General features: G+C 72.9%; 16 protein-coding genes. 8 read left to right on the top strand and 8 right to left on the bottom strand.

Annotated features, from left to right (window positions below):
• The first annotated feature begins 214 nt into the window (after positions 1 to 214).
• Both ACZ3X1_RS04570 and ACZ3X1_RS04565 read left to right on the top strand, forming a co-directional pair.
• Positions 215 to 3,538, top strand: coding sequence for a S8 family serine peptidase (locus tag ACZ3X1_RS04570; RefSeq protein WP_356810066.1), 3,324 nt, complete (start codon positions 215 to 217; stop codon positions 3,536 to 3,538).
• A 462-nt stretch (positions 3,539 to 4,000) separates the two neighbouring features.
• Positions 4,001 to 5,029, top strand: a complete 1,029-nt coding sequence (locus tag ACZ3X1_RS04565) for an aspartate-semialdehyde dehydrogenase (protein ID WP_356810067.1) — start codon at positions 4,001 to 4,003, stop codon at positions 5,027 to 5,029.
• A gap of 58 nt (positions 5,030 to 5,087) precedes the next feature.
• Here the strand turns inward: ACZ3X1_RS04565 and ACZ3X1_RS04560 are convergent, their stop codons facing one another.
• Positions 5,088 to 5,588: a DUF1203 domain-containing protein gene (locus ACZ3X1_RS04560; protein ID WP_467276536.1), complete on the bottom strand. Its 501-nt coding sequence runs from the start codon at positions 5,586 to 5,588 to the stop codon at positions 5,088 to 5,090.
• A 139-nt stretch (positions 5,589 to 5,727) separates the two neighbouring features.
• On the opposite strand from ACZ3X1_RS04560, the gene pepN reads away from it, so the two are divergent.
• The gene (gene pepN / locus ACZ3X1_RS04555; RefSeq protein WP_390076919.1) at positions 5,728 to 8,322 is read left to right on the top strand and encodes an aminopeptidase N; all 2,595 of its coding nucleotides are present in this window, start codon (positions 5,728 to 5,730) and stop codon (positions 8,320 to 8,322) included.
• Between the two features lie 168 nt (positions 8,323 to 8,490).
• Here pepN and ACZ3X1_RS04550 read toward each other — a convergent pair whose 3' ends face one another.
• The 4 genes from ACZ3X1_RS04550 to ACZ3X1_RS04535 are packed head-to-tail and all read right to left on the bottom strand — an operon-like array spanning position 8,491 to position 12,660.
• Positions 8,491 to 9,390: a LysR family transcriptional regulator gene (locus ACZ3X1_RS04550; RefSeq protein ID WP_467276533.1), complete on the bottom strand. Its 900-nt coding sequence runs from the start codon at positions 9,388 to 9,390 to the stop codon at positions 8,491 to 8,493.
• A 10-nt stretch (positions 9,391 to 9,400) separates the two neighbouring features.
• A complete protein-coding gene (locus tag ACZ3X1_RS04545) occupies positions 9,401 to 10,330 on the bottom strand; it encodes a DMT family transporter (protein WP_467276529.1) in 930 nt (309 codons plus the stop codon).
• Between the two features lie 40 nt (positions 10,331 to 10,370).
• Entirely contained in the window at positions 10,371 to 11,303 is a 933-nt protein-coding gene (locus ACZ3X1_RS04540; protein WP_356810071.1) for an EamA family transporter, read from the bottom strand.
• 55 nt (positions 11,304 to 11,358) lie between these two features.
• Positions 11,359 to 12,660, bottom strand: coding sequence for an MFS transporter (locus tag ACZ3X1_RS04535; RefSeq protein ID WP_467276526.1), 1,302 nt, complete (start codon positions 12,658 to 12,660; stop codon positions 11,359 to 11,361).
• 106 nt (positions 12,661 to 12,766) lie between these two features.
• On the opposite strand from ACZ3X1_RS04535, the gene ACZ3X1_RS04530 reads away from it, so the two are divergent.
• Positions 12,767 to 13,258, top strand: coding sequence for a MarR family winged helix-turn-helix transcriptional regulator (locus ACZ3X1_RS04530; protein WP_356810073.1), 492 nt, complete (start codon positions 12,767 to 12,769; stop codon positions 13,256 to 13,258).
• 111 nt (positions 13,259 to 13,369) lie between these two features.
• Here ACZ3X1_RS04530 and ACZ3X1_RS04525 read toward each other — a convergent pair whose 3' ends face one another.
• Together ACZ3X1_RS04525 and ACZ3X1_RS04520 are read right to left on the bottom strand one after the other, a co-directional pair.
• A complete protein-coding gene (locus ACZ3X1_RS04525; protein WP_356810074.1) occupies positions 13,370 to 13,612 on the bottom strand; it encodes a hypothetical protein in 243 nt (80 codons plus the stop codon).
• A 20-nt stretch (positions 13,613 to 13,632) separates the two neighbouring features.
• Positions 13,633 to 15,627, bottom strand: coding sequence for a 4-alpha-glucanotransferase (locus ACZ3X1_RS04520; RefSeq protein WP_467276520.1), 1,995 nt, complete (start codon positions 15,625 to 15,627; stop codon positions 13,633 to 13,635).
• 231 nt (positions 15,628 to 15,858) lie between these two features.
• On the opposite strand from ACZ3X1_RS04520, the gene ACZ3X1_RS04515 reads away from it, so the two are divergent.
• Complete coding sequence (locus ACZ3X1_RS04515; protein ID WP_467276517.1) at positions 15,859 to 18,873, top strand: beta-N-acetylglucosaminidase domain-containing protein; 3,015 nt, start codon at positions 15,859 to 15,861, stop codon at positions 18,871 to 18,873.
• Positions 18,874 to 19,064: 191 nt separating this feature from the next.
• On the opposite strand, the gene ACZ3X1_RS04510 is transcribed toward ACZ3X1_RS04515, so the two are convergent.
• Positions 19,065 to 19,607, bottom strand: a complete 543-nt coding sequence (locus ACZ3X1_RS04510; RefSeq protein ID WP_356810077.1) for an HNH endonuclease — start codon at positions 19,605 to 19,607, stop codon at positions 19,065 to 19,067.
• Positions 19,608 to 19,891: 284 nt separating this feature from the next.
• Between ACZ3X1_RS04510 and ACZ3X1_RS04505 the strand changes: the two genes are divergently transcribed.
• The 3 genes from ACZ3X1_RS04505 (at position 19,892) to ACZ3X1_RS04495 (ending at position 23,805) form a co-directional block, all read left to right on the top strand.
• Positions 19,892 to 20,974: a mechanosensitive ion channel family protein gene (locus ACZ3X1_RS04505; RefSeq protein ID WP_467276512.1), complete on the top strand. Its 1,083-nt coding sequence runs from the start codon at positions 19,892 to 19,894 to the stop codon at positions 20,972 to 20,974.
• A gap of 146 nt (positions 20,975 to 21,120) precedes the next feature.
• The gene (locus ACZ3X1_RS04500; protein WP_467276510.1) at positions 21,121 to 22,359 is read left to right on the top strand and encodes an ROK family transcriptional regulator; all 1,239 of its coding nucleotides are present in this window, start codon (positions 21,121 to 21,123) and stop codon (positions 22,357 to 22,359) included.
• Positions 22,360 to 22,464: 105 nt separating this feature from the next.
• Positions 22,465 to 23,805: an ABC transporter substrate-binding protein gene (locus tag ACZ3X1_RS04495; protein ID WP_467276507.1), complete on the top strand. Its 1,341-nt coding sequence runs from the start codon at positions 22,465 to 22,467 to the stop codon at positions 23,803 to 23,805.
• Position 23,806 lies beyond the last annotated feature (1 nt).

Raw genomic sequence — 23,806 nt, 5'->3', positions numbered from 1 at the left:
GCCGCTAAGTCGATAAATCAACTCTTCGACCTTAGCGGTTCGCACCACTGTGCCCGGATACGGCCCCGCTGGCGGATGTTCCACGCTGGCGAGTCTCCGCCACCGTAGGTCTCGGTCGATGACATCCCTCCCCAAAGACCTGTCGCTTGAGGAAAGCTGACCGGTCATCCGGCACCGAAATCCGGACCGTATCTTTCACTTACCAGGGATGCTGATGACCCTCGAATCCCCCAGCTCCATACCCGGGGCCAGACGCGTCGCGCGCGTCGCGGCCGCGGCCGGCCTGGTCGCCGCGCTCGCGGCGACCGGCGCCGCGCCCGTGTTCGCGGCGACCGGCGCGGACACCCCGGGCACCTCGCCTGCGGTCAAGTCCGCCGATCAGAAGCTCGGTTCGGCCGACGTCGAGCTCCTCCAGGAGGCCAAGGCCAAGGGTGACGCGAACGTCACCGTCATGGTCGCGACCGCCCCGGGCCAGACCAAGCAGGTCGCCGACCAGCTGGATGCCGTCCAGGGCGCCTCGGTCGGCCGGACGTACGACAACCTCGGTTACGTGCGCGCCACCCTGCCGACCGGCCAGGCGGAGGCCGCGCTGAAGGCGGCCGCCAAGCTGTCCTCGGTGCACGGCATCGACCTGCGCCACGAGATCCAGCTGCCGGACCCGCGTCCCGACGCCGGCCGGGAGACCGGCACGGTCCAGCGGACCGCGGCCGAGACGTACGCGGCGCCGGACGGGAACACCCCGGCGAAGAACCCGTACAACCCGTCCTTCGAGACCGGCGCGGTCGACTTCGTCGCGAACAACCCGCAGGCCGACGGCCGTGGCGTGACCATCGGCATCATGGACTCGGGTGTCGACCTCGGCCACCCGGCCCTGCAGAAGACCACCACCGGCGAGCGCAAGATCGTCGACTGGGTGACGGCCACCGACCCGATCACCGACAACGACGGCACCTGGCGCGCGCAGATCACCCCGGTCACCTCCGCGGGCGGCACCTTCACCGCGGGCGGCCAGAGCTGGAAGGCGCCCGAGGGCAGCTTCCAGTGGAGCCGGTTCAGCGAGTCGATCACCGCCACCGGCGACATGGCGGGCGACGTCAACCGCGACGGTGACACCACCGACCGGTTCGGCATGCTCTACGACGCCGCCGCCGGCACCGTCCGCGTCGACACCGACCAGGACGGCGACTTCACGGACAACGAGCCGATGAAGCCGTACAAGGACGGCTACCAGATCGGCTACTTCGGCACGGACAACCCGGCGACCGAGGTCGCCGAGCGGATCCCGTTCGTGATCGAGATCCGCAAGGACGTCCCGATGGACCCGCTGGGCGGGGACTGGGTCGGCAAGAAGGCCGACTTCGTCAACATCGGCATCATCGAGTCCGAGCACGGCACGCACGTCGCCGGCATCACCGCCGCCAACAGCCTCTTCGGCGGCAAGATGAACGGCGAGGCACCCGGCGCGAAGCTCGTCTCCTCGCGCGCCTGCTCCTGGTCCGGCGGCTGCACCAACATCGCGCTGACCGAGGGCATGATCGACCTCGTCGTCAACCGCGGCGTGGACATCGTCAACATGTCCATCGGCGGCCTGCCCGCGCTGAACGACGGCAACAACGCGCGCGCCGAGCTCTACCGCAACCTCGTCGACACCTACGGCGTCCAGCTGGTCATCTCGGCCGGCAACTCCGGCCCCGGTGTCAACACCATCGGCGACCCGGCCCTCGCAGACAAGGTCATCTCCGTGGGCGCCTCGGTCTCCAAGGAGACGTGGGCCGCCAACTACGGCTCCGCCGTGAGCACGAAGTACAACATGTTCCCCTTCTCCTCGCGCGGTCCGCGTGAGGACGGCGGCTTCACGCCGACCATCAGCGCCCCCGGCGCGGCCATCAACACCATCCAGACCTGGCTGCCCGGCGCACCGGTGAAGGAGGCGGGCTACACCCTGCCGGCCGGTTACGGCATGCTCCAGGGCACCTCGATGGCCTCCCCGCAGGCCGCCGGCGCCGGCGCCCTGCTGATCTCCGCCGCGAAGCAGCACAACATCAAGCTGACCCCGGCCTCGCTGCGGGTCGCGCTCACCAGCTCCGCGAAGAAGATCGACGACGTCCCGGCGCACGCGCAGGGTTCGGGTCTGATCGACGTGGGCGGCGCGTGGGAGTCCATCCAGCGCGACGCCAAGGCCAACGAGTTCACCGTCAAGGCCCCGGTCGACACCGCGATCGACCAGTTCCTGAAGACCCCGGGCTTCGGCACCGGCCTGTACGACCGCGAGGGCGGCCTCAAGGTCGGCCAGAAGAAGGTCTACAACGTCGTCGTCACCCGCACCACGGGCGTCAAGTACGGCACCCGTCACGACCTCAGCTGGCGCAACAACGACGGCACCTTCAAGGTCATCGGCGGCTACGACTACGTCACCCTGCCGCTGAACAAGCCCGTCACCATCAAGGTCGAGGCCAACGCCAAGACCGCCGGCGTCCACAGCGGCATCCTGCAGCTGGACGACGAGACCACCGAGGGCATCGACAAGCAGATCCTGACGACCGTCGTGGCTTCCGCCCCCCTGGCCGCGCCGTCGTTCTCCCTGTCGCAGTCCTCCTCCGTGCAGCGCAACTCGCACACGTCGTACTTCGTGACCGTGCCGCCGGGCGCCAAGAGCCTTGAGGTCGCCCTCGGCGGTCTCGCGGCGGGCGCCCAGACGCGCTTCATCGCGATCCACCCGTACGGCGTGCCGGTCGACCCGACGGCCACGACCAACTGCTACCCGAACTACGACAACCCGGCGAACACCTGCCGCCCCGACGTGCGCTCGTACCCCGAGCCGACTCCGGGCGTCTGGGAGATCGAGGTCGAGGCCCGTCGTACGTCGCCGGTCCTGGACAACCCGTTCAAGCTGGACGTCTCCGTGCTCGGCGCGGCCTTCGACCCCGCGGTCAAGGTCCTGCCCGAGGTGAAGCAGGGCACCCCGGCCCAGGTCCAGTGGAGCGTCAAGAACGCCGGCGCGGCCATCACCGGCGGCAAGCTCAAGGGCGGCCCGCTCGGTTCCGCGAAGGTCGCCAAGCCGACCCTCGCCAACGGTGAGACCCACACCACCGAGATCGCGGTGCCCGCGGGCACCTCGCGCCTCGACGTCGCCATCGGCAAGGTGTCCGACACCGCCGCGGACCTCGACCTCGAGGTCTACAAGGACGGCGTCAAGGTGGGCTCCGCCGCCGACGGCGACTCCGAGGAGGCCGTGAGCCTGGTCAACCCGGCCGCGGGCACCTACACCGTCAAGGTGATCGGCTACGCGATCCCGTCCGGTTCCACCACCTACGACTACCGCGACGTGTTCTTCTCGGCCGCCCTGGGCTCCGTCCAGGTCGACGAGGCCGCCGCGGTGAACCTCGCCACCGGCGCCACCGCGCAGGTCTCGGCGAACGTCCTGGTCACCAGCGCGGCCCCCGAGGGCCGCCAGTTCTTCGGCCAGGTCGAGCTGCTCAACGCCCGCGGCACCGCCGCCGGCACCGGCAGCGTGCAGATCGAGAAGGTCCTCCCGTAGCACCTTCAGCACCTTCCGCAACGGAACCCGAGGGGGCGGCGCTCTGACGAGCACCGCCCCCTCGGGCCGTTCTCCCCCGGCCGGCTGCGGCCTGCCGAGCCTGCGCGGCGACTCGGCGTACGTGCCCACCGCCTGCGCGACCACGTCGGGGTTGGTGCCGAAGGCCTTGGGCTCCAGGTTCTTCGGGCCGTCGCCGAGCAGTGGCTGAGCTCCCTCGGAGCGGGTTCCGGCCTTCGGTCGATCATGTCCGGATAGCGGACGCGACAGACCGGGCGTTAATCGGCCCCGACCAGGCAAAACGGTCGCCCGGGGGCCGTGAAACAAGGCCGCCGCGCACGCGTCACAGGTGTTCACATACAGAACACCGTCCGGTCCTCGGACAATGGATTGGACAAGGCTCGTGGGGTCGAACGCATGATGGCCTCACGCGCGCACGCGACGTATGAATCAAGAGGAGTCAACGTGAGGGTCGGAATCGTCGGAGCCACCGGTCAGGTCGGCGCAGTCATGCGCAGCATCCTCGCCGAGCGCAAGTTCCCGGTGGACGAGCTGCGCCTGTTCGCCTCGGCCCGGTCCGCCGGCTCGACGATCGAGTGGGAGGGCCGCGAGATCACCGTCGAGGACGCCTCCACGGCCGACTACTCCGGCCTCGACATCGTGCTCTTCTCGGCGGGCGGCGCCACCTCGAAGGCCCTGGCCGAGAAGGTCGCCTCGCAGGGCGCCGTCGTCATCGACAACTCCTCCGCCTGGCGCAAGGACCCCGAGGTCCCCCTCGTCGTCTCCGAGGTCAACCCGCACGCGATCAAGAACCGGCCCAAGGGCATCATCGCGAACCCGAACTGCACCACCATGGCGGCCATGCCGGTGCTGCGCCCGCTGCACGACGAGGCCGGCCTGTCCGCGCTGATCGCCACCACCTACCAGGCCGTCTCCGGCTCGGGCCTGGCCGGTGTCGCCGAGCTCGACGGCCAGGTCAAGGCCGTCTCCGAGGATGCGACCGGGCTGGTCCACGACGGCGGGGCCGTCGACTTCCCCGAGCCCGGCGTCTACAAGCGCCCGATCGCCTTCAACGTGCTCCCGCTCGCGGGCTCGATCGTCGACGACGGCTCCTTCGAGACCGACGAGGAGCAGAAGCTCCGCAACGAGTCCCGCAAGATCCTGGAGCTCCCGGAGCTCAAGGTGTCGGGCACCTGCGTGCGCGTGCCGGTCTTCTCCGGCCACTCCCTCCAGATCAACGCCCGCTTCGACCGCCCGATCAGCGTCGAGCGGGCCTACGAGCTACTGAAGGACGCCGCGGGCGTGGAGCTCTCCGAGATCCCGACCCCCCTCCAGGCCGCCGGCAAGGACGCCTCGTACGTGGGCCGCATCCGCGTCGACGAGACGGTGGAGAACGGCCTCGCGCTCTTCGTGTCGAACGACAACCTCCGCAAGGGCGCCGCGCTGAACGCGGTCCAGATCGCCGAGCTCGTGGCCGACGAGCTGCGCGGCTGACCCCGCCGCCGGCACGAAGGGAGGGCGGGCGCCGCACGGCGTCCGCCCTCCCGGCACGTCAGGGCCTGCGCACCTCGAACTGGAAGCAGCCGAACTCGGCGGCGCGGACGTGTACCAGGGCCACTTCGGGCTCGGCGAAGGCGTCGGCCAGGGCCCGCTCGATCACCCCGTCGGGATCCTCCCCGAGATCCAGGACCCGCCCCCCGAGGATGTGCCCGCGGGAGTCGTAGCGCCGGGCGGTGCGCCGCACCCCGGCCCGGGCGAAGGGGTACCCGCCGCCCCCGGCCGGCCCCGCGCAGGCGCCCGCGTGGATGAAGACCGGCCCCTGCTCGTCGTAGGCGCCCGGATCGGCCCCGGTCCGCGCCGCCCAGCGGCGCAGCGGCGCGTACGAGACGAGCGCGATCCGCTCCCCCGCCGCGCTGGCCCGTAGGCAGCACCGCAGCGGTGCCCCGCCCTCGGTGTCGGCGCGGGGGACGCAGTCGCGTCCCGCGTCGTCGCGTACGCGGAGCTCCAAGAGCGCCGTCTCCTCGATGGGCCTCGCCCGGTATCTGCTGGTCATGGCCACCAGCCTGCCGAGGACGGCGGCCGCTGTCCGGCAGGTTCGCGACGTCGCGTTCGCCCGTGGATTACTCCGAGGCGGTGGCCCTCCCCCCATGGAAGGATGTCGGGGCAACGTCACCATCGAAGGAGATGACCGCGTGCCAGGCACGAATCTCACCCGTGAAGAGGCTCAGCAGCGTGCGAAGCTGCTCACCGTCGACTCGTACGAGATCGAACTCGATCTCAGCGGTGCGCAGGAGGGCGGGACCTACCCGTCCACGACCACCGTGCGCTTCCAGTCGGCCGAGGCCGGGGCGGAGACCTTCATCGACCTGGTCGCCCCCGCGGTGCACGAGGTCGTCCTCAACGGCAAGTCGCTCGACGTCGCGGCCGTCTTCCGCGACTCGCGGATCGCCCTGACGCACCTCGCGGCCGGGGCCAACGAGCTGCGGGTCGTCGCGGACTGCGCGTACACCAACACCGGTGAGGGACTCCACCGCTTCGTCGACCCGGTCGACCAGCAGGCCTACCTCTACACCCAGTTCGAGGTGCCGGACGCGCGGCGGGTCTTCGCCAGCTTCGAGCAGCCCGACCTGAAGGCCACGTTCCAGTTCACCGTGACGGCCCCCGAGGGCTGGACGGTCATCTCGAACTCCCCGACGCCGGAGGCCGCGGACGTCAAGGACAACGTCTGGCGCTTCGAGCCGACCCCGCGCATCTCCTCGTACATCACGGCGCTCATCGTCGGCCCGTACCACGCGGTGCACAGCTCCTACGAGGGCCCTGACGGCCAGAGCGTGCCGCTCGGCATCTACTGCCGGCCCTCGCTCGCCGAGTTCCTCGACGCGGACGCGATCTTCGACGTGACCCGGCAGGGCTTCGACTGGTTCCAGGAGAAGTTCGCCTACGACTACCCCTTCGCCAAGTACGACCAGCTCTTCGTCCCGGAGTTCAACGCCGGCGCGATGGAGAACGCGGGCGCGGTCACCATCCGCGACCAGTACGTCTTCCGCTCGAAGGTGACGGACGCGGCGTACGAGGTGCGCGCGGAGACCATCCTCCACGAGCTCGCCCACATGTGGTTCGGCGACCTCGTCACCATGGAGTGGTGGAACGACCTGTGGCTGAACGAGTCGTTCGCCACCTACACGTCCATCGCGTGCCAGGCGTACGCGGAGGGCTCGAAGTGGCCGCACGCGTGGACCACCTTCGCCAACTCCATGAAGACCTGGGCGTACCGGCAGGACCAGCTGCCGTCCACGCACCCGATCATGGCGGACATCCGTGACCTCGACGACGTCATGGTCAACTTCGACGGCATCACGTACGCCAAGGGCGCCTCGGTGCTCAAGCAGCTCGTCGCCTACGTCGGCATGGACGCCTTCTTCAAGGGCGTGCAGGCGTACTTCAAGGCACACGCCTTCGGCAACACGCGCCTTTCGGACCTGCTGGGCGCCCTGGAGGAGACCTCCGGCCGCGACCTGACCGCCTGGTCGAAGGCGTGGCTGGAGACGGCCGGCATCAACGTCCTGCGCCCCGAGATCACCACCGACGCCGACGGTGTGATCACCACCTTCGGCATTCGCCAGGAGGCGCCGCCGCTGCCCGCCGGGGCCCAGGGCGAGTCCACCCTGCGCCCGCACCGCATCGCGGTGGGCCTGTACGAGCTCCAGGACGGCGCGCTCGTGCGCACCGACCGGATCGAGCTCGACATCGACGGCGCCCTGACGTCGGTGCCGGAGCTCGTGGGCCGCGCCCGCCCGGCGGTCGTCCTGCTGAACGACGACGACCTGTCGTACGCGAAGGTCCGCCTCGACGAGGAGTCCCTCGCCGCGGTCACCGCGCACATCGGCGACTTCACGGAGTCCCTCCCGCGCGCCCTGTGCTGGGCCTCGGCCTGGGACATGACCCGTGACGGGGAGCTCGCCACCCGCGACTACCTCTCGCTGGTGCTCTCGGGCATCGGCAAGGAGTCCGACATCGGCGTCGTGCAGTCGCTGCACCGGCAGGTGAAGCTGGCCATCGACCTGTACGCCGACCCGGCCTGGCGGGAGGAGGGACTGGCGGCCTGGACCGCGGCCACCCTGGAGCACCTGCGCGCGGCGGAGCCGGCCGGCGACCACCAGCTGGCGTGGGCGCGGGCCTTCGCGGCGACCGCCCGTACCGAGGAGCAGCTGGCGTACCTGTCGGCGCTGCTGGACGGCTCGGCCGTCATCGAGGGCCTGGCCGTCGACACCGAGCTGCGGTGGGCGTTCCTGGAGCGGCTCGCCGCGACGGGCGTCGCCGACGAGCCGGCCATCGCGGCGGAGCTGGAGCGGGACGCGACGGCGGCCGGCGAGCGCCACGCGGCGACGGCGCGGGCGGCCCGCCCGACGGCGGAGGCCAAGGCCGGGGCGTGGGCCTCGGTGGTGGAGTCCGGCGACCTGCCGAACGCGGTGCAGGAGGCGGTGATCGGCGGCTTCGTCCAGACCGACCAGCGCGAGCTGCTGGCCCCCTACACCGAGAAGTACTTCGCGGCGGTCAAGGAGGTCTGGGAGACCCGCAGCCACGAGATCGCCCAGCAGATCGCGGTGGGCCTGTACCCGGCCCTCCAGGTCTCGCGGGAGACCCTGGACGCGACGGACGCCTGGCTGGCCTCGGCCGAACCGAACGCCGCGCTGCGGCGGCTGGTGTCGGAGTCCCGCGCGGGCGTGGAGCGCGCGCTGAAGGCGCAGGCGGCCGACGCCGCCGCTTCCGCTGCCGCTCAGGTCTGAGGACCGCCGAGCTCCCGGGGCTCGCGTCCGGACCCCGCGCCTCAAACGCCGGCGGGGCTGGTTTTTCCAGCCGTCCGGCGTTTGGGGACCGGGTTCGGGCAGAGCCGGGAAACGGAGAAGGGGCGGGGCGGGGAGACGGCTCCGCGCAGCGGCGTCCCGCAGCCTGCGTCAGGGCCTGGCGGCGACGGTCCGCAGGGCGGTGAGGACGTGCGCCACCGCGGGAGCGGACTCGGCGCCGCGGCGGACCGCAGCGATCACGTGCCGCGTGGGCCGGTCCCGCGAGAGCACCCGTACGGCCACGCCCGAGGCGCGGCTCGACACCATCCGCGGGACCAGGGCCACGCCCATGCCCGCCTCGACCATGGCCAGGATGGCCGTCCAGCCCGATGCCGAGTGGGCCTGTTCGGGGACGAAGCCCGCCGCCTCGCACGCGCCCCGGGCGATCTCCGACCACGGGCCGCTGCCCCCGTAGATCCACGGGTCCCCGGACAGGTCCGCCAGCCTCAGTTCCGCCGCGTCCCGCAGGGGGTGCCCCGGAGGGAGCGCCACGTCCAGCGGGTCCTCCATCAGCGTGACGCGCGTGAACCGCCGGTCCCGCGCGGTCGGCGCGTGGGCGGCCAGCGACAGCGCCAGGTCCACGCCCCCGGCCGACAGCAGCTCGTACGATTCCGCGGCCTCGGTCTCCCGGACCCGGACCTCCACCCCGGGGTGGGCCCTGCGCAGTTCCGCCACCGCCGGGACCACCAGCGCGGGAACGGCGGTGGAGAACGCGCCGACGCGTACCTCCCCCGCGTCCCCGGCGAGGTATCCCGCCAGTTCCGCGTCGGCTCGCTCCAGCTGTGCGAAGACCGCCTCCGCGTGCCGCAGGACGAGGTGGGCGGCGTCGGTGAGGCGGACGCGGCGGCCCTGCGCCTCCAGCAGCACCACCCCCAGCTGCCGGGCGAGGTTCGTCAGCTGCTGCGAGACGGCCGAGGGCGTCATGTGCAGCGCCTCGGCCGCCCGGGTCACGGTCCCCTGTTCGGCGAGGGTCCGCAGGATCCGCAGCTTCTTGATGTCCCACTCGGTCATGGGCCCGAACCTACCGGCGGGCACTGCCCAGCCCGACCCCGCCGAGGATCAGCGCCATGCAGAGCAGCTGCGCCGGTCCGGTCGGCTCGCCCAGCAGCAGGAGCCCCAGGCCCGCGACGCACACCGGCTGGAGGTAGTAGACGACTCCCGCGCGGGCCGCGCCGATCGTCGAGACGGCCTTGTTCCAGGCGAAGAAGGCGACGGCCGAGGAGAACACCCCGACGTACAGCAGCGGCCCGACGGTGCCGGCCGTCACCTCGAAGCCGCCTTGGACGTGGAGGGAGACGGCGTAGGCCGGGGCCAGCATCAGCGCGCCGAGCACGAAGGTGGTGATCAGGAAGGCCAGTCCGCCGAGTTCGGCGGGCTTGCGCTTGAGCAGGGCGCTGTACGTGGCGAAGGAGAGGGCGGCGGCGAACATCCACAGGTCGCCGGTGCCGAAGTCGAAGCCGATCGAGCCGTCCCCGACGAGCAGCAGCACTCCGAAGGCGGCGAGCAGCATGCCGAAGGTGCGGCGGACGCCGAGGCGTTCGCCGCCGAGGCGGGCGTAGAGCGCCATGATGACGGGCGAGGCGGCCATGATCATGCCCATGTTGGAGGCCGAGGTGGTCAGGCCGGCCTGGTGCACGAGCGTGTTGTAGAGGGCGACGCCGAACAGCGAGGCGAGGGCGATGAAGCCCAGGTGGCGCCGGATCAGGGCCCGTTGCTGCCAGGCCTGCCGGGCGGCGAAGGGGGCGACGGCGAGCAGGGCGATGATCCAGCGCCAGAAGACCGCCTGGACGGGCGGGACCGTCTCGGCCATGCCCCGGGTGGCGACGAAGCTGCCGGACCAGACGACCGTCGCGAGGAGGGCGAGGAGCACGCCGAACCCGGCGGCCCCCTTCTTGCGGGGGCTGCCGGGTTCGGCGTGCGAAACGGCGCGGGCGCGGTCCGTGACGGCCACTGTGTGTCTCCCCCTCGGGGTCGGTCCTGTGTCGAGGGACCTACCGTCGCACCCGCCCATCGGTCAGGTCCATCGAAATGTTCCGATCGTTCTCTTCAGAAGAACTGAACGGTTGCGGGGTGCGGGCCAGCGCCAGCTGTCCGGCGACGGTGGCCCCGAAGGCGATCGCCATGCCGACGAGCTGCACGGGCGTGAGCGCCTGGCCCAAGGCCGCCCAGCCGATGACGGCCGCGGTGAGCGGGGAGAGCGGTCCGAGCAGGGTGACCGAGGTGGCGCTGAGCTGCCCGATCCCGCGGAACCAGAGCCAGTACGCGATGCCGGTGTTGATCAGCATCATGTAGCCGTACCCGAGGAGGGCCTCGCCGTCGAGCGCGGGCGGGGCACCCTCGACGAGTGCGGCGACCGGGATGATGACCAGTCCGCCGGCGGTGAGCTGCCAGCCGGTCATGGCCAGCGGCCCGACGCCTGCCGGGCGGCCCCAGCGCTTGGTCATGACGGTGCCCGCGGCCATGGAGGCGGAGGAGACCACACCGGCGACGACACCGACGAGGTCGAGTGCGGCGTCGGCCGTGAGGACGACCATGCTCACGCCGAACGCCCCCACGACGGCGGCTAATACCGTACGCAGGCTCGCGCGCTCCCCGAGGACGAGGGCGGCCAGCCCCACGACGAACAGGGGGCCGGCGGAGCCGAGCACGGCCGCGACCCCCCCGGGCAGCCGGTAGGCGGAGAGGAACAGGAGCGGGAAGAAGGCGCCGATGTTGAGGGTGCCGAGGACGGCGGACTTCCACCACCACGCGCCCTTGGGCAGGGTGCGGGCGAGGGCGGTCAGCAGCAGCCCCGCGGGCAGGGCCCGCATGACGCCCGTGAACAGCGGCCGGTCGGGCGGCAGCAGTTCGGAGGCGACCGCGTAGGTCGAGCCCCACGAGATGGGGGCGAGGGCGGTCAGGGCGACGGTGGCGAGACGCTTCATGGCGGATGACTCCTCGTACGGGTGAGGAAGAGGGACGCGGGACCGGGCGGGCGGCTCAGGCGGCGGCGCCGGCCGGCCGGCGGGCGGCGGGGGCCGCGGCCGGGGGCTCGGCGTGCACGGCCTCGGCCGGCAGGTGCCGCTCCAGCCGCAGCAGCGCCAGGGCGGCGCCGAGCGCGGCGGCGGTGAGGACGGCCCAGGGCAGGCGGCCGTCCACGGCGAGCAGGGCGGTGAAGAGGGAGGGGGCGAGAGCGGTGGCCAGCGAGTAGGACAGCTGGTAGGTGGCCAGGTAGCGGCCGCGGACCGGCTCGGGGGCGGCGGAGACCGAGAGGGCGCCGCCGGAGGGGCTGTGCACCAGCTCGCCGAGGGTGTAGACGACGACGATGGCGAGCAGGGCGACCAGGGTGGCGCTCTGACCGGGGCGCAGTGTGCCGAGGACGATCTGGCCGGCGAAGGCGGCGGCGAAGAGCACCGCGCCGAGGGCGGCCGAGCGGGTGCGGCGGGCGCCGGAGCGGCGGATCCGGCCCGCGACGAGTACGCCGATCCCTGCGCACAGGGCGGTGTTGAGGGTGAAGGCCGCTCCGGTGAGGGAGTCGGGGGCCGCCAGCCAGGTGGAGAGGTAGAGCGGGAAGAGGACGGACAGGGCGGCGTAGCCGAGCGCGGTGAGGAAGTTGGCCGCGGTGAGGCCGAGGAAGGGGCGGTCGTGCAGGACCGTCCGGTAGCCGGCGGCCGGCCTCCCGGCGGCGGGGCCGTCCGCCCCGGCCGGGACCGGGCGGACCCTGCCGACGAGGAGTCCGGCGAGGGCGAAGGCCAGGGAGTTGGCCCAGGCGGTGTAGGCGAACCCGCCGGTGCCCCCCAGCGCGAGCACTCCGGAGACGAGGAGGGCGCCCGCGCCCATTCCGGCGTTCTGCAGGGCCCGGGTGGACGCCTGGAGCCGGTCGCGGGCGGCGCCGCGCGCCACTTCCCCGATCAGGGACTGCTGCACGACGGAGAAGGAGCGGTCGGCGAGCGCGGTGACGAGGGCGACGGCCGCGAAGGCGGGCAGGGAGCTCGCGAACGGGTAGAGGGCGAAGCCCAGCGCCCGGATCCCGTAGAGCACCAGGTTGACCCGCTTGGCGCCGAACCGGTCGACGGCCGAGCCGGCCAGGGGCATGAAGGCCAGCCCGGCCACGCCGGTGACCGTCATGACCAGGCCGACGAGGGTGAAGGAGAGGCCGGTGACGTGGTGGAAGAAGACGAGCGAGAAGGGGACGTACATGCCGGTCCCGATCGCGCTGATACCGATGCCGAGGAGCAGCGACCGCTCCCCCGCGACCTTCGCCTCCCCGGCTTTGGACGTCTTGTTCCTGAACACCGCCATGACGGCCTCTCCCCCGATCGGTTGCTCGTAAGTAGCTTACCGCTAAGCTACTTACGGTCAAGCAACTTTCTTGCGAACGATCCGAGCGAACCGGAATACTGCGCTCATGAGTGAGGACAAGGACGCGGTCGACGCGATCACGGCCCAATGGTTCGCCGTGCGCCCCGAGCTGGACACGGCCCCCATGGCCGTCTTCGGGCGCATCTACCGGATCGCCAAGGCGATGGGCGACGCGATGGAGGAGTGCTACCAGCGCTTCGGCATCTCGCGCGGGGAATTCGACGTCGTCGCCACGCTGCGCCGTTCGGGCGCCCCGTACACGCTCTCGCCCCGTCAGCTCTCGGCCACGCTCATGCTCACCACGGGCGGCATGACCGGGCGGCTGGACAAGCTGGAGAAGGCCGGGCTGCTCTGCCGCAAGCCCGATCCGCACGACCGGCGGGGGCTCCAGGTGACGATCACCGACCGCGGCCTCGCGCTCATCGACGAGGCCGTCGGCGCCGGCCTGGAGGTTCAGCGCGCCGCGCTCACGGGGCTGACCGACGAGGAGGTCGCGCAGCTCACCGGACTGCTCCGCAAACTGCTCGCCGGCGTCTGAGGACATGACGAGGCGCCGGGGGTCGACGCACGGCCGGTACGGATCGGCGGTGCGGACCCCCGGCGCCCGGGAAGGTCACGCGGCTCCGGCCCCCCACGGGGCCGGACCGGGTCAGGCCTGCTTCTTCTTCGGCCTGTCCGACTTGTCGAGGGCCATCACGAGGCCCACGATGACCAGGAAGATGACGAGCGGCAGGGCCACGTACAGGCCGAGCGTCTCGCCGATGCTCAGGCCCGGGCCCGGGTCGTCGCCGTCGTCGCGGGTCAGCGCGAGAGCGGGAGACGTCATCAGCAGCATCATCAGCGTCGTTCCGGCCGAGACGGCGCCGGCGCGCAGAGCGTTCTTCTTGTCCACGGTGCAAACGTAGCGAACACCTAAACGCCGCGCGCGCCCGGGGGTGCCGTACGGGGACCCGCCCCCTCCCGCACCGCGCTGAGCAGCGCGTTCGCCCGGGGCGAGGCCATCAGCTCCTCCAGCGTCAGGGGCCTGCCCGAGGCATCGGCGAGCGGCAGCCGCCAGTTGGGGTACTGGTCCCAGGTGCCCGGCAGGTTCTGCGGCCGCCGGTCGCCCACCGCGTCCGGCAGCCACACGCCCACCAGGCGCGCGGGGGTGCGCAGCAGGAAGCCGTACAGGGCCTGCACGGCGGCTTCCTCGCCCTTGGTGTCCAGGCCCAGCCCGTCCAGCAGCGCCAGCCACTCGGCGGTGTCGGCGGCGTCCTCGGCCCGTTCCCGTTCGGCCGGACGGGTCAGCAGGCCCAGGCGGTCGCGCAGTTCCACGTGGCCGCCGGCGAGCTTGGCGGCCGTGGGCGGCAGGTCGTGGGTGGTCACGGTGGCCAGGCAGTCCGCCCTCCATGCCTGCGGGGCGAGCGGGCCGCCGTCGCCCGCCCAGTCCCGCTCGAACCACAGCACCGACGTGCCGAGCACCCCGCGCCGGGCCAGCGCCCGGCGCACGTGCGGCTCCACCGTCCCGAGGTCCTCGCCGATGACGGGGGCGCCGGCCCGGTGCGCCTCCAGCACCAGCACCGCCAGCATGGCCTCGCCGTCGTAGCCTACGTAGGTGCCCTCGGCGGGCGCAGCGCCCTCCGGGATCCACCAGAGTCGGAAGAGGCCCATGACGTGGTCGATGCGCAGGGCTCCGGCGTAGCGGAACACCCCGCGCAGCAGGGACCTCAGGGGTTCGTAGCGCATGCCGGCGAGCCGGTCCGGGCGCCACGGCGGCAGCCCCCAGTCCTGGCCCCGCGCGTTGAAGGCGTCCGGCGGGGCACCGACGCTCATGTGGCGGGCGTAGAGGCCCGGCTCGGAGGCGTCCGAACCGCCCGGATGCACCCCGACGGCCAGGTCGTGCACGATGCCTACGGTCATGCCGGCCTCGCGGGCGGCCCGCTGGGCCGCGACGAGCTGCCCGTCCGTCAGCCAGACGGCCCAGCGGTGGAAGTCGGCTCCCGCCCCCGGGCCGTCCCCGGCGCGCGAGGCCTGCCAGCCCGCGTGGAGGTCCAGCATGGCGCCCCCGTCCTCGCAGAACGCGCGGTACTCCGCTTCTCGTTCGGCGGTCCGCGGGACCGCGTACAGCAGCTCGAGCGCCTGCCGCTTGAGGTCCCAGACGGCGTCCCGGTCGATCAGCGCGCCCTTCTCCAGCACCTCGTGGCGCAGCGCCGCGCCGCGGGAGGCCAGTTCGGCGAGGGCCTCCCGCTCGGGGCAGTCGGCGTACTCGGGGACGTCCTCGATCCGCAGGTGGACGGGGTCGGGGAAGCGGCGCGAGGACGGCCGGTACGGGGAGGGGTCGGTCGGTGCCCCCGACAGCGCCGCGTGCAGGGGGTTGACCTGGATGAAGTCCGTGCCGTGGGTCCGGGCGGCCCAGCGGGCCAGTTCGGCGAGGTCCCCGAGGTCGCCCATGCCCCAGGAGTGCTCGGAGAGCAGTGAGTAGAGCTGGACGAGCAGCCCGTGGGCGCGTTCGGGTGCGGCGGGGGCCCGTTCGGGGGCCACGACCAGGGTGGCCTCGCCGTTGCGCCCGTCGGGGGCCTCCGCGGTGATCCGGTGGATGCCGAGGGGAAGTCCGTCGCCCCAGGGGAGCTCCTCGCCGGACCCCTCCGCCACCACCAGGACCTGGCTGCCCGGCGGGAGCCCGGCGGGCAGCGGCGCGACGGGCTCCCCCTGCCAGAGCACCACCGTCGGCGGCAACAGCCGGGCGGCCGCCGCCCTGGTGCCCTCCTCGGCGACCACCCGGATGCTCTCGGCGTCGTCCGTGACGACACCGAGCAGGCCGAGGACGGTTCTGACGGTGGCCTCGGGGATCGGGACGGTGACGTCCGCTGCGGGCCGGTAGGCGGTGGCGATGCCGTGCAGGGCGGCGAGCCGGGCCAGGTCGTCCATGGACGGGCGCTCCTTCGTGCGTGCGGACAGAAGGGGATGAGGGTGGGTCAGAAGCGTGGAGCACAGAAGCGGGACGCCGCCGGGGAACACCGCAGCCATACCCACTCGGAGGGATCGCATTCCTGCCACATCCGGGGCAGATCACCCACCCGCATTGACACTCCAGCCGCACGGGTGGTGGGCTCGGGCTCATTCGTACGAGTGGGGGACGTCTCGCGACGAGGAGGCTCTGTGCAGCTCAGCGGCAGGAAACGGTCGACGGCCGCGGCCATTGCGGTCATCGGGTCGCTGCTCGGCGGCGCCGTGGCCTCCGCGCCACCCGGGTTCCTCGCGGGTCCCACCGTTCCGGACGTACCGACCCCCGCGGCAGGCGCCGCGGGTGCCGGCGGCGTGGGCGCGGCCGGCGCCGTCGGTCCCGCGCTCGACCCCGGCGCGGACACCCCCCGGGCCGCCTCGGAGGGGCCCGCCGTGTGGCCCCGGCCGCAGTCGATGGCCGCCGATCAGACGCGTGAGCTGGCGCTGGGCACGGAGGCCGTGCTGGTGGCTCCGGCCGACGCCGACCCGTACGCCGTCCAGGTGGTGCGCGATGCCCTGCGCAGGGCCGGCGTGAAGACCCTGCACGAGCCCGAGCCGGGGGCGCCGCTGCCCGAGCGGGGCACCCTCGTACGGCTGCAGGACGCGGGCGCGCAGGAGGCGCTGCTGGCGCTGGGCGCGACCGCGGCCACGGACCTGCCCCACGGCGGTTACCGGCTGGCCGTGGGACGGCCCGGCGGACGGGACACGGTCGCACTGGCCGGCGTGGGCGAGGAAGGGCTCTTCCACGCGGCGCAGACGCTGCGTCAGCTGCTCGGAGCGGGCCGCGGGAAGGTGCCCGGCGTCCTGGTGCGGGACTGGCCTGCCGCGCCGGTCCGCGGGATCACCGAGGGGTTCTACGGACAGCCGTGGACCCAGCAGCAGCGCCTGGCCCAGCTGGACTTCATGGGCCGCACCAAACAGAACCGGCTGCTGATCGCGCCCGGCGACGACCCGTACCGCACGACGGGCTGGCGCGAGGACTACCCGCGGGAGCGGCAGGAGGAGTTCCGCGCGCTGGCCGAGCGGGCCCGCGCCAACCGGGTCGTCCTGGCCTGGGCGGTCACCCCCGGGCAGTCCATGTGCCTGTCGTCGTCGGCCGACCGGGCAGCGCTCGGGCGCAAGGTGGACGCCATGTGGGACCTGGGATTCCGCGCCTTCCAGGTGCAGTTCCAGGACGTCAGCTACACGGAATGGGGCTGCCGCGCGGACCGGGAGCGGTACGGGAAGGGCCCGGAGGCCGCCGCGAAGGCGCACGCGGAGGTCGCGAACGAGCTGGCCGCGCACCTGGCCGCCCGGTACCCGGGGGCGCCCGCGCTGTCACTGCTGCCGACCGAGTACTACCAGGAGGGCGCCACCGCCTACCGGACGGCCCTGGCCCGCGCGCTGGACACGCGGGTGGAGGTGGCCTGGACGGGCGTCGGCGTGGTGCCGCGCACGATCACGGGCAGGGAACTGGCCGGGGCGCGCTCCGCCCTGGGGCAGCAGCCCCTGATCACCATGGACAACTACCCGGTGAACGACTGGGATCCCGGCCGCATCTTCCTCGGCCCGTACGCGGGCCGCGAACCGGCGGTGGCGGGCGGCTCGGCGGCGCTGCTGGCCAACGCGATGCAGCAGCCCGTCCTGTCGCGCATCCCGCTCTTCACGGCGGCCGACTTCGCCTGGAACCCGCGCGGCTACCGGGCCGGCGAGTCCTGGCAGGCGGCGGTGCGCGACCTCTCGGGCTCCGACCCCCGGGAGCGCGAGGCGGTGGCGGCGCTGGCCGGGAACACCGTCTCGTCCGGGCTCAAGCAGGAGGAGTCGGGGTATCTGAAGCCGCTGGTCGAGCAGTTCTGGAAGGCCCGGGCCGCGGGTGATCCGGCGGCCGGGACCGAGCTGCGCAAGGCGTTCACGGTGATGCGCGAGACCCCCGCCCGGCTGACCGCCCTGTCGGACGAGGCCGGCCCCTGGATGGAGCGGCTCTCGCGCTACGGAGCGGCCGGCGAGCTGGCCGTGGACGTTCTGCGGGCCCAGGCCCGCGGCGACGGGGCGGCTGCCTGGCAGGCCTCCCGGGCCCTCGCCGAAGCGCGCCGGGCGCTGGCCGAGCCGGGGCCGGCCCAGGTGGACAAGGCCGTCCTGGACCCGTTCCTGAAGAGGGCGGCGGCGGAGGCCGACGCCTGGACCGGTGTCGGCCGCACGACCGGCACGGTGGCGAAGGACGCGCAGTCCTGGACGGTCAGGCTGGACGCCGCGCGCCCCGTCTCGGCGGTGACGGTGATGACGGACCCGCTCGGGGCGGGCACGCGGGGCGCCGTGGTGGAGGTCCACCTACCGGGCGAGGGCTGGCGCAAGGTCGCCGACGCGGCGGCTGCGGGCTGGACCCAGGTCGACACGGCCGGGGTGCCCGCGGACGCGGTACGCCTGGCCTGGGCCGGGGACGCGCCCGCGGTGCACCAGGTGGTCCCGTGGTTCGGGGACGGCCCCCGGACCCGCTTCGAGCTGGCGGACGGCGGCCGGGCCGACGCCGAGATCGGCGGCGCGCCGCAGCGCGTCACGGCGCAGCTGTCCGCCCTGGGCCCCGGCGAGGTCCGCGGGCCGCTGACGGCGCAGCCGCCGGCGGGCATAGAGGTCCGGCTGCCGCAGACCGCGGTGGTCCCGCGGGGCGGACAGGCGTCGATCCCGCTGGAGGTCGTCGTCGCCGCGAACACCCCGCCGGGCAGTTACCGGATCCCGGTGGCCTTCGACGGGGAGACCCGCACCCTGACGGTGCGGGCGGTGCCCCGGACCGGCGGACCGGATCTGCTGCGTACCGCGCGGGCGAGCGCTTCGGCGAACGAGACCGCCTCGTTCCCGGCCTCGGCGGCCGTGGACGGCTCCCCGTCCACCCGTTGGTCCTCACCGGCCGTGGACGGCGCCTGGTGGCAGGCGGAGTTGCCCGCCCCGGCCCGGGTCGGACGGCTGGAGCTGTACTGGCAGGACGCGTACCCCTCGGCCTACCGGGTGGAGACCTCCGCCGACGGGGTGACCTGGCGGCCGGCCGCGGCCGTCACGAACTCCCGCGGCGGCCATGAGTCGCTCCGTCTGGACGCGCCGGCGCCGGACACCCGGTTCCTGCGGGTGACGTGCGAGCGCCGCGCGACGCGCTACGGCTGCTCGCTGTGGTCGGCGGAGGCCTACGCGGTCACGCCGTAGCCTGCCTGCCGCCGGACCCGCGGGCGTTCGGGGGCGCCGGGTCCGGGGCGGGGCCCCGGGAAGCCGGGCCGCGGGCCTGACGACGGCCTGCGGCCCGGTGGATGCGGCCTGGGGCGTGTCCTTCGGCTCTTGCGTGGCCCGCGCCGCCCGGCAAGATCCGAAGGACACGCCCCAGCCCCGGCAGGGGCCGGTCAGGAGGCCGCCACGCCGATCCCGATCCGTTCCAGCGCGTCGTCGGCCCCGTACGGCTGGAGGTACGGCATCCACCTCGGGTCCCGGTGACCGGTGCCGATGATGCGCCAGGCCAGACCCGAGGGAGGGGCCGGCTGGTGACGCAGGCGCCAGCCCAGCTCCAGCAGGTGCCGGTCGGCTTTGACGTGGTTGCAGCGCCGGCACGCCGCGACGACGTTGTCCCAGGCGTGCTGTCCGCCCCGGCTGCGCGGAATGACGTGGTCGACGCTCGTGGCGACGGCGCCGCAGTACATGCAGCGGCCCCCGTCCCGCGCGAACAGGGCGCGCCGGGTGAGTGGAACGGGCCCCCTGTAGGGGACCCGCACGAAGCGCTTGAGCCGTACCACGCTGGGCGCGGGGACGACTCTTGTCGCGCTGTGCAGATAGGCGCCGGATTCCTCCAGGGAGACCGCTTTGTTCTCCAGGACGAGGACGAGCGCGCGGCGGAGCGGTACGACGCCGAGGGGCTCGTACGACGCGTTGAGGACCAGGACGTGCGGCACGGACTGCCTCCTTGTACGCCGGCGGCGCGTGGCTCGCGCCGGGACGATCTGCTCTCCAGTCTCTCCTTACGGCTGGTAGAAGCGCCACCACTCGCCCGTAACGGGTCCGAGGTGTTTTCAACCACAGTCAGTCATCCCCAGGTGAGTCTGGTCTCTCCCTCGAACACGGCACCAAGGTGAAGGGATTGCCCCGTTAGTGTGGATGGTCTGCCCCGCACATCCGCTCGCGGACTCCGTCCGCGAGAACCCCGGCGGGCAGACCGCTACATCTGGAGGTTCCTGTCGTGCCCTGGCCCGCCGCTCTGCTGCCGCTGGCAGCCGATGTCCCGGACGCGCCCGCTTCGGTCAAGGAGGCGCAGGAGAGCGTCACCGAGGCCGCGAGCTTCATCGAGCAGAACTGGGCCACCTGGCTGAGCATCGGCTTGCGGATCCTGCTGATCGTGGTGATAGCCGCCGTCATCCGCTCGGCCGTCCGCAAGGCGCTGACCAAGCTCATAAACCGGATGAACACCAGCGCCGAGGCGGTCGAGGGCACCGCGCTCGGCGGGCTGCTGGTCAACGCCGAGCGGCGCCGCCAGCGGTCGGAGGCGATCGGTTCCGTTCTGCGGTCGGTGGCGTCCTTCCTGATCCTCGGCACGGCCGCGCTGATGGTCCTGGCCGCCCTGAAGATCGACCTGGCCCCGCTGCTGGCGAGTGCCGGTGTGGCCGGTGTCGCCATCGGTTTCGGTGCCCGCAACCTGGTGACGGACTTCCTCTCCGGCGTCTTCATGATCATGGAGGACCAGTACGGCGTCGGCGACAAGATCGACGCCGGAGTGGCCTCGGGCGAGGTCATCGAGGTCGGCCTGCGGGTGACGAAGCTGCGCGGGGACAACGGCGAGATCTGGTACGTCCGCAACGGCGAGATCAAGCGGATCGGCAACCTCAGCCAGGGCTGGGCGACCGCGGGCGTGGACGTGCAGGTCAAGCCGACGGAGAACCTGACGCGGATCCGCGAGGTGGTCCAGCAGGTCGCCGACGCGATGGCGAAGGAGTCCCCCTGGGACGAGCGCCTGTGGGGTCCGGTGGAGGTGCTGGGCCTGGACGAGGTGCTGCTCGCCTCGATGACGGTGAAGGTGTCGGCGAAGACGATGCCGGGCCAGCAGTTCGCGGTGGAGCGGGAGCTGCGCTGGCGGATCAAGGAGGCCTTCGACGCCGCGGGCATCCGGATCATCGGCGGCCTGCCGGCCGGGGACGAGGAGGACGAGGTCCCGGCGGACCCGACGGCCGCCGTCGCCGCGCCGTCCGCCCTGGCGAACCCCGCCTCCCCGCAGTCCCTGGCCACCGCCCCGATCCCGTCGCCGTCCGGCCCGCGGATCACCAAGTAGCACCACACGGGAGCACCACACCGGCACCCCCGCTGCCCCGCGGGCCGTCCGCAAGGACACGGCCTGCGGGGCAGCGCCATTGACACGACTCGAAGGGTGATAGGAAACTTACCTAACAGATCACCTCGGTGAGGGAGAGCCGCCGCATGCCCGCCGCCACGCCCGGAACGCCCAGCCTGTTGCGCGCCATGAACGACCGGGCCGCACTCGACCTCCTGCTGGCGCACGGCCCGCTGTCCCGGACCCGCATCGGGCACCTGACCGGGCTGTCCAAGCCCACCGCCTCACAGCTGCTGGCCCGGCTGGAGGCCGCCGGACTCGTCGTGGCCACCGGAACCGACGGCGGCCGCCCCGGCCCCAGCGCCCAGCTGTACGCGATCAACCCGAAGGCCGCCCACGTCGGCGGCATCGACGTCACCCCGGGGCGCGTCCTGGCGGCGGTCGCCGACCTGACCGGCACGGTGACCGCCACCCACGAAGTCCCGTACACGGAGGGCGCGGACGCCGTCGACCAGGTGACCGAGGCCCTCGGCGGGGCCGTCAAGGCCGCCGGGCTGCACCGCTGCGACCTGCACCGGGTGGTCATCGGCACGCCCGGCGCCTTCGACCCGCAGACGGGTCGGCTGCGCTACGCCAGCCACCTCCCGGGGTGGCACTCCCCCACCCTCCTCGACGACCTGGCGGCGGCCCTGCCGATGCCCGTCGAGTACGAGAACGACGTCAACCTCGCCGCCGTCGCCGAGCAGCGCCTCGGCGCCGCCCGCGGGCACGGGGACTTCGTCCTGCTGTGGAACGAGGAGGGGCTCGGCGCCGCGCTGGTGTTCGGCGGCCGGCTGCACCGCGGGTGGACCGGGGGCGCGGGCGAGGTGGGCTTCCTGCCCGTGCCGGGCCGCCCCCTGGTCCGGCAGGTCACCCGGGCGAACTCCGGCGGCTACCAGGAGCTGGCCGGTGTGGAAGGGCTGCCCCGGCTCGCCGCGGAGCTGGGTGTCGAGACCGTCTCCGGCCCGGCCGCGTACTCGCAGGACCACCCGGACGCCGGGCCGCACGGCCCGGAGGTCGCCGCCGCCGTCGCGCTGCTCGCGCGGGCCGCCGCCGCGCCCGAGGGGGCGCACCTGCGCTTCCTCCAGGACTACGCCACCGCCCTGGCCACCGGGCTCGCCTCGCTGGTCGCCGTACTGGACCCGGAGATCGTGGTCCTGGCCGGGGCCGCGATCAGCGCGGGCGGCGAACCTCTGCGCGAGTTGCTGGAGGCCGAGCTCGCCGAACTGGCCCCCTCCCGCCCCCGGCTGGTCCCCGGCGAGGTCCTGGAGCGGCCCGTCCTGCGCGGCGCGCTGGAGAGCGCACTGGCCGCCACTCGGGACGAGGTCTTCGACACCTCCCGCTGACCCCCACACCCTCCCTCCCCCTCCCCTCCACCGCACGCGCCACGCTCCGCCCGGCACCCCCTGGCCCCCACCGGAAGTTCCCTCCCGCAGAGAGCGAGCCCCGCCATGCCCAGAACCGGACGCCTGACCACCGCGACCGCCCTCCTCGCCTCGATATCCGCCCTCGCCACCGCGTGCACCGGCCAGGGCCCGGACACCGCCTCCGACGATCCGAGGGCGGACGTCACCCTCAACTTCTGGCACGGCTGGTCCGCGCCGGGCGAGACCAGGGCGATCGAGGACAACATCGCCCGGTTCGAGCAGGCGCATCCGAACATCAAGGTCAAGGTCACCGGCAACATGACCGACGACAAGATCAACCAGGCGCTGCGCGCGGGCGGGGACAAGGCCCCCGACGTGGTGTCCTCCTTCACCACCGACAGCGTGGGCAAGTTCTGCAACTCCCGCGCCTTCGCCGACCTGAACCCGTTCCTGGAGAAGTCCGGAGTGGACAAGGCCAAGGTCTTCCCCAAGACCCTGCTGGAGTACACGCAGTTCAACGGCAACCAGTGCACGCTGCCGCTGCTGAACGACGCGTACGGCCTCGTCTACAACAAGACCGCCTTCGACGCCGCCGGCATCACCGAACCACCGAAGACGTGGAGCCGGTTCGTCGAGGTCGCCCTAAAGCTGACCAAGGCGGACCCGTCGGGCGACGCGTACGAACGGGTCGGCCTCATGCCCACCTTCCACGGCTACGAGACCACCCCCATGCGGCTCGCCGCCCAGTGGAGCCCCACCTACTTCGCCGCCGACGGCAGCTCCAACCTCGCCCGGGACCCGGCCTTCGCGAAGATGCTGACCGCGCAGAAGGACCTGGTGGCGGCGCTCGGCGGCTACGAGAGGCTGGAGCGGTTCCGCAGTACCTTCGGCGACGAGTGGAGCGCCGAACACCCCTTCCACACCGGCAAGGTGGCCATGCAGATCGACGGCGAGTGGCGCGCCCCGATGGCCCAGGAGGCCGGCGTCGGCTTCGAGATCGCCACCGCACCGCTGCCCGTCCCCGACGACCAGGCCGGCGACTACGGCAAGGGCTACCTCTCCGGCACGGTCATGGGCATCGCCTCGGGCAGCAGGAAGCAGAACGCCGCCTGGGAGCTGGTCAAGTACATGACCACCGACACCGACGCGGTGGTGGCCTTCGCCAACGCCATCCACAACGTGCCGTCCACGCTCGCCGCGCTGGAGTCGCCGGCCCTCAAGGTGACCCCCCAGTTCAAGACCTTCCTCGACATCGCCCGGCACCCGAAGTCCGGCACCACCCCCGCCAAGGCCGACGGCGGGACCTACCAGCTGACCTTCACGGACTTCGCGTACGCCGTCGAGAAGGGCGACGTCGCCGACATCCCGGCCGGTCTCGCCAGGACCGACCGGCAGATCGACACGGACATCGCGAAGGCGGAGTAGG

The sequence above is a fragment of the Streptomyces sp. NPDC023541 genome (genome assembly GCF_055559995.1).
This window is presented reverse-complemented; position numbering and strand designations above follow the sequence as displayed.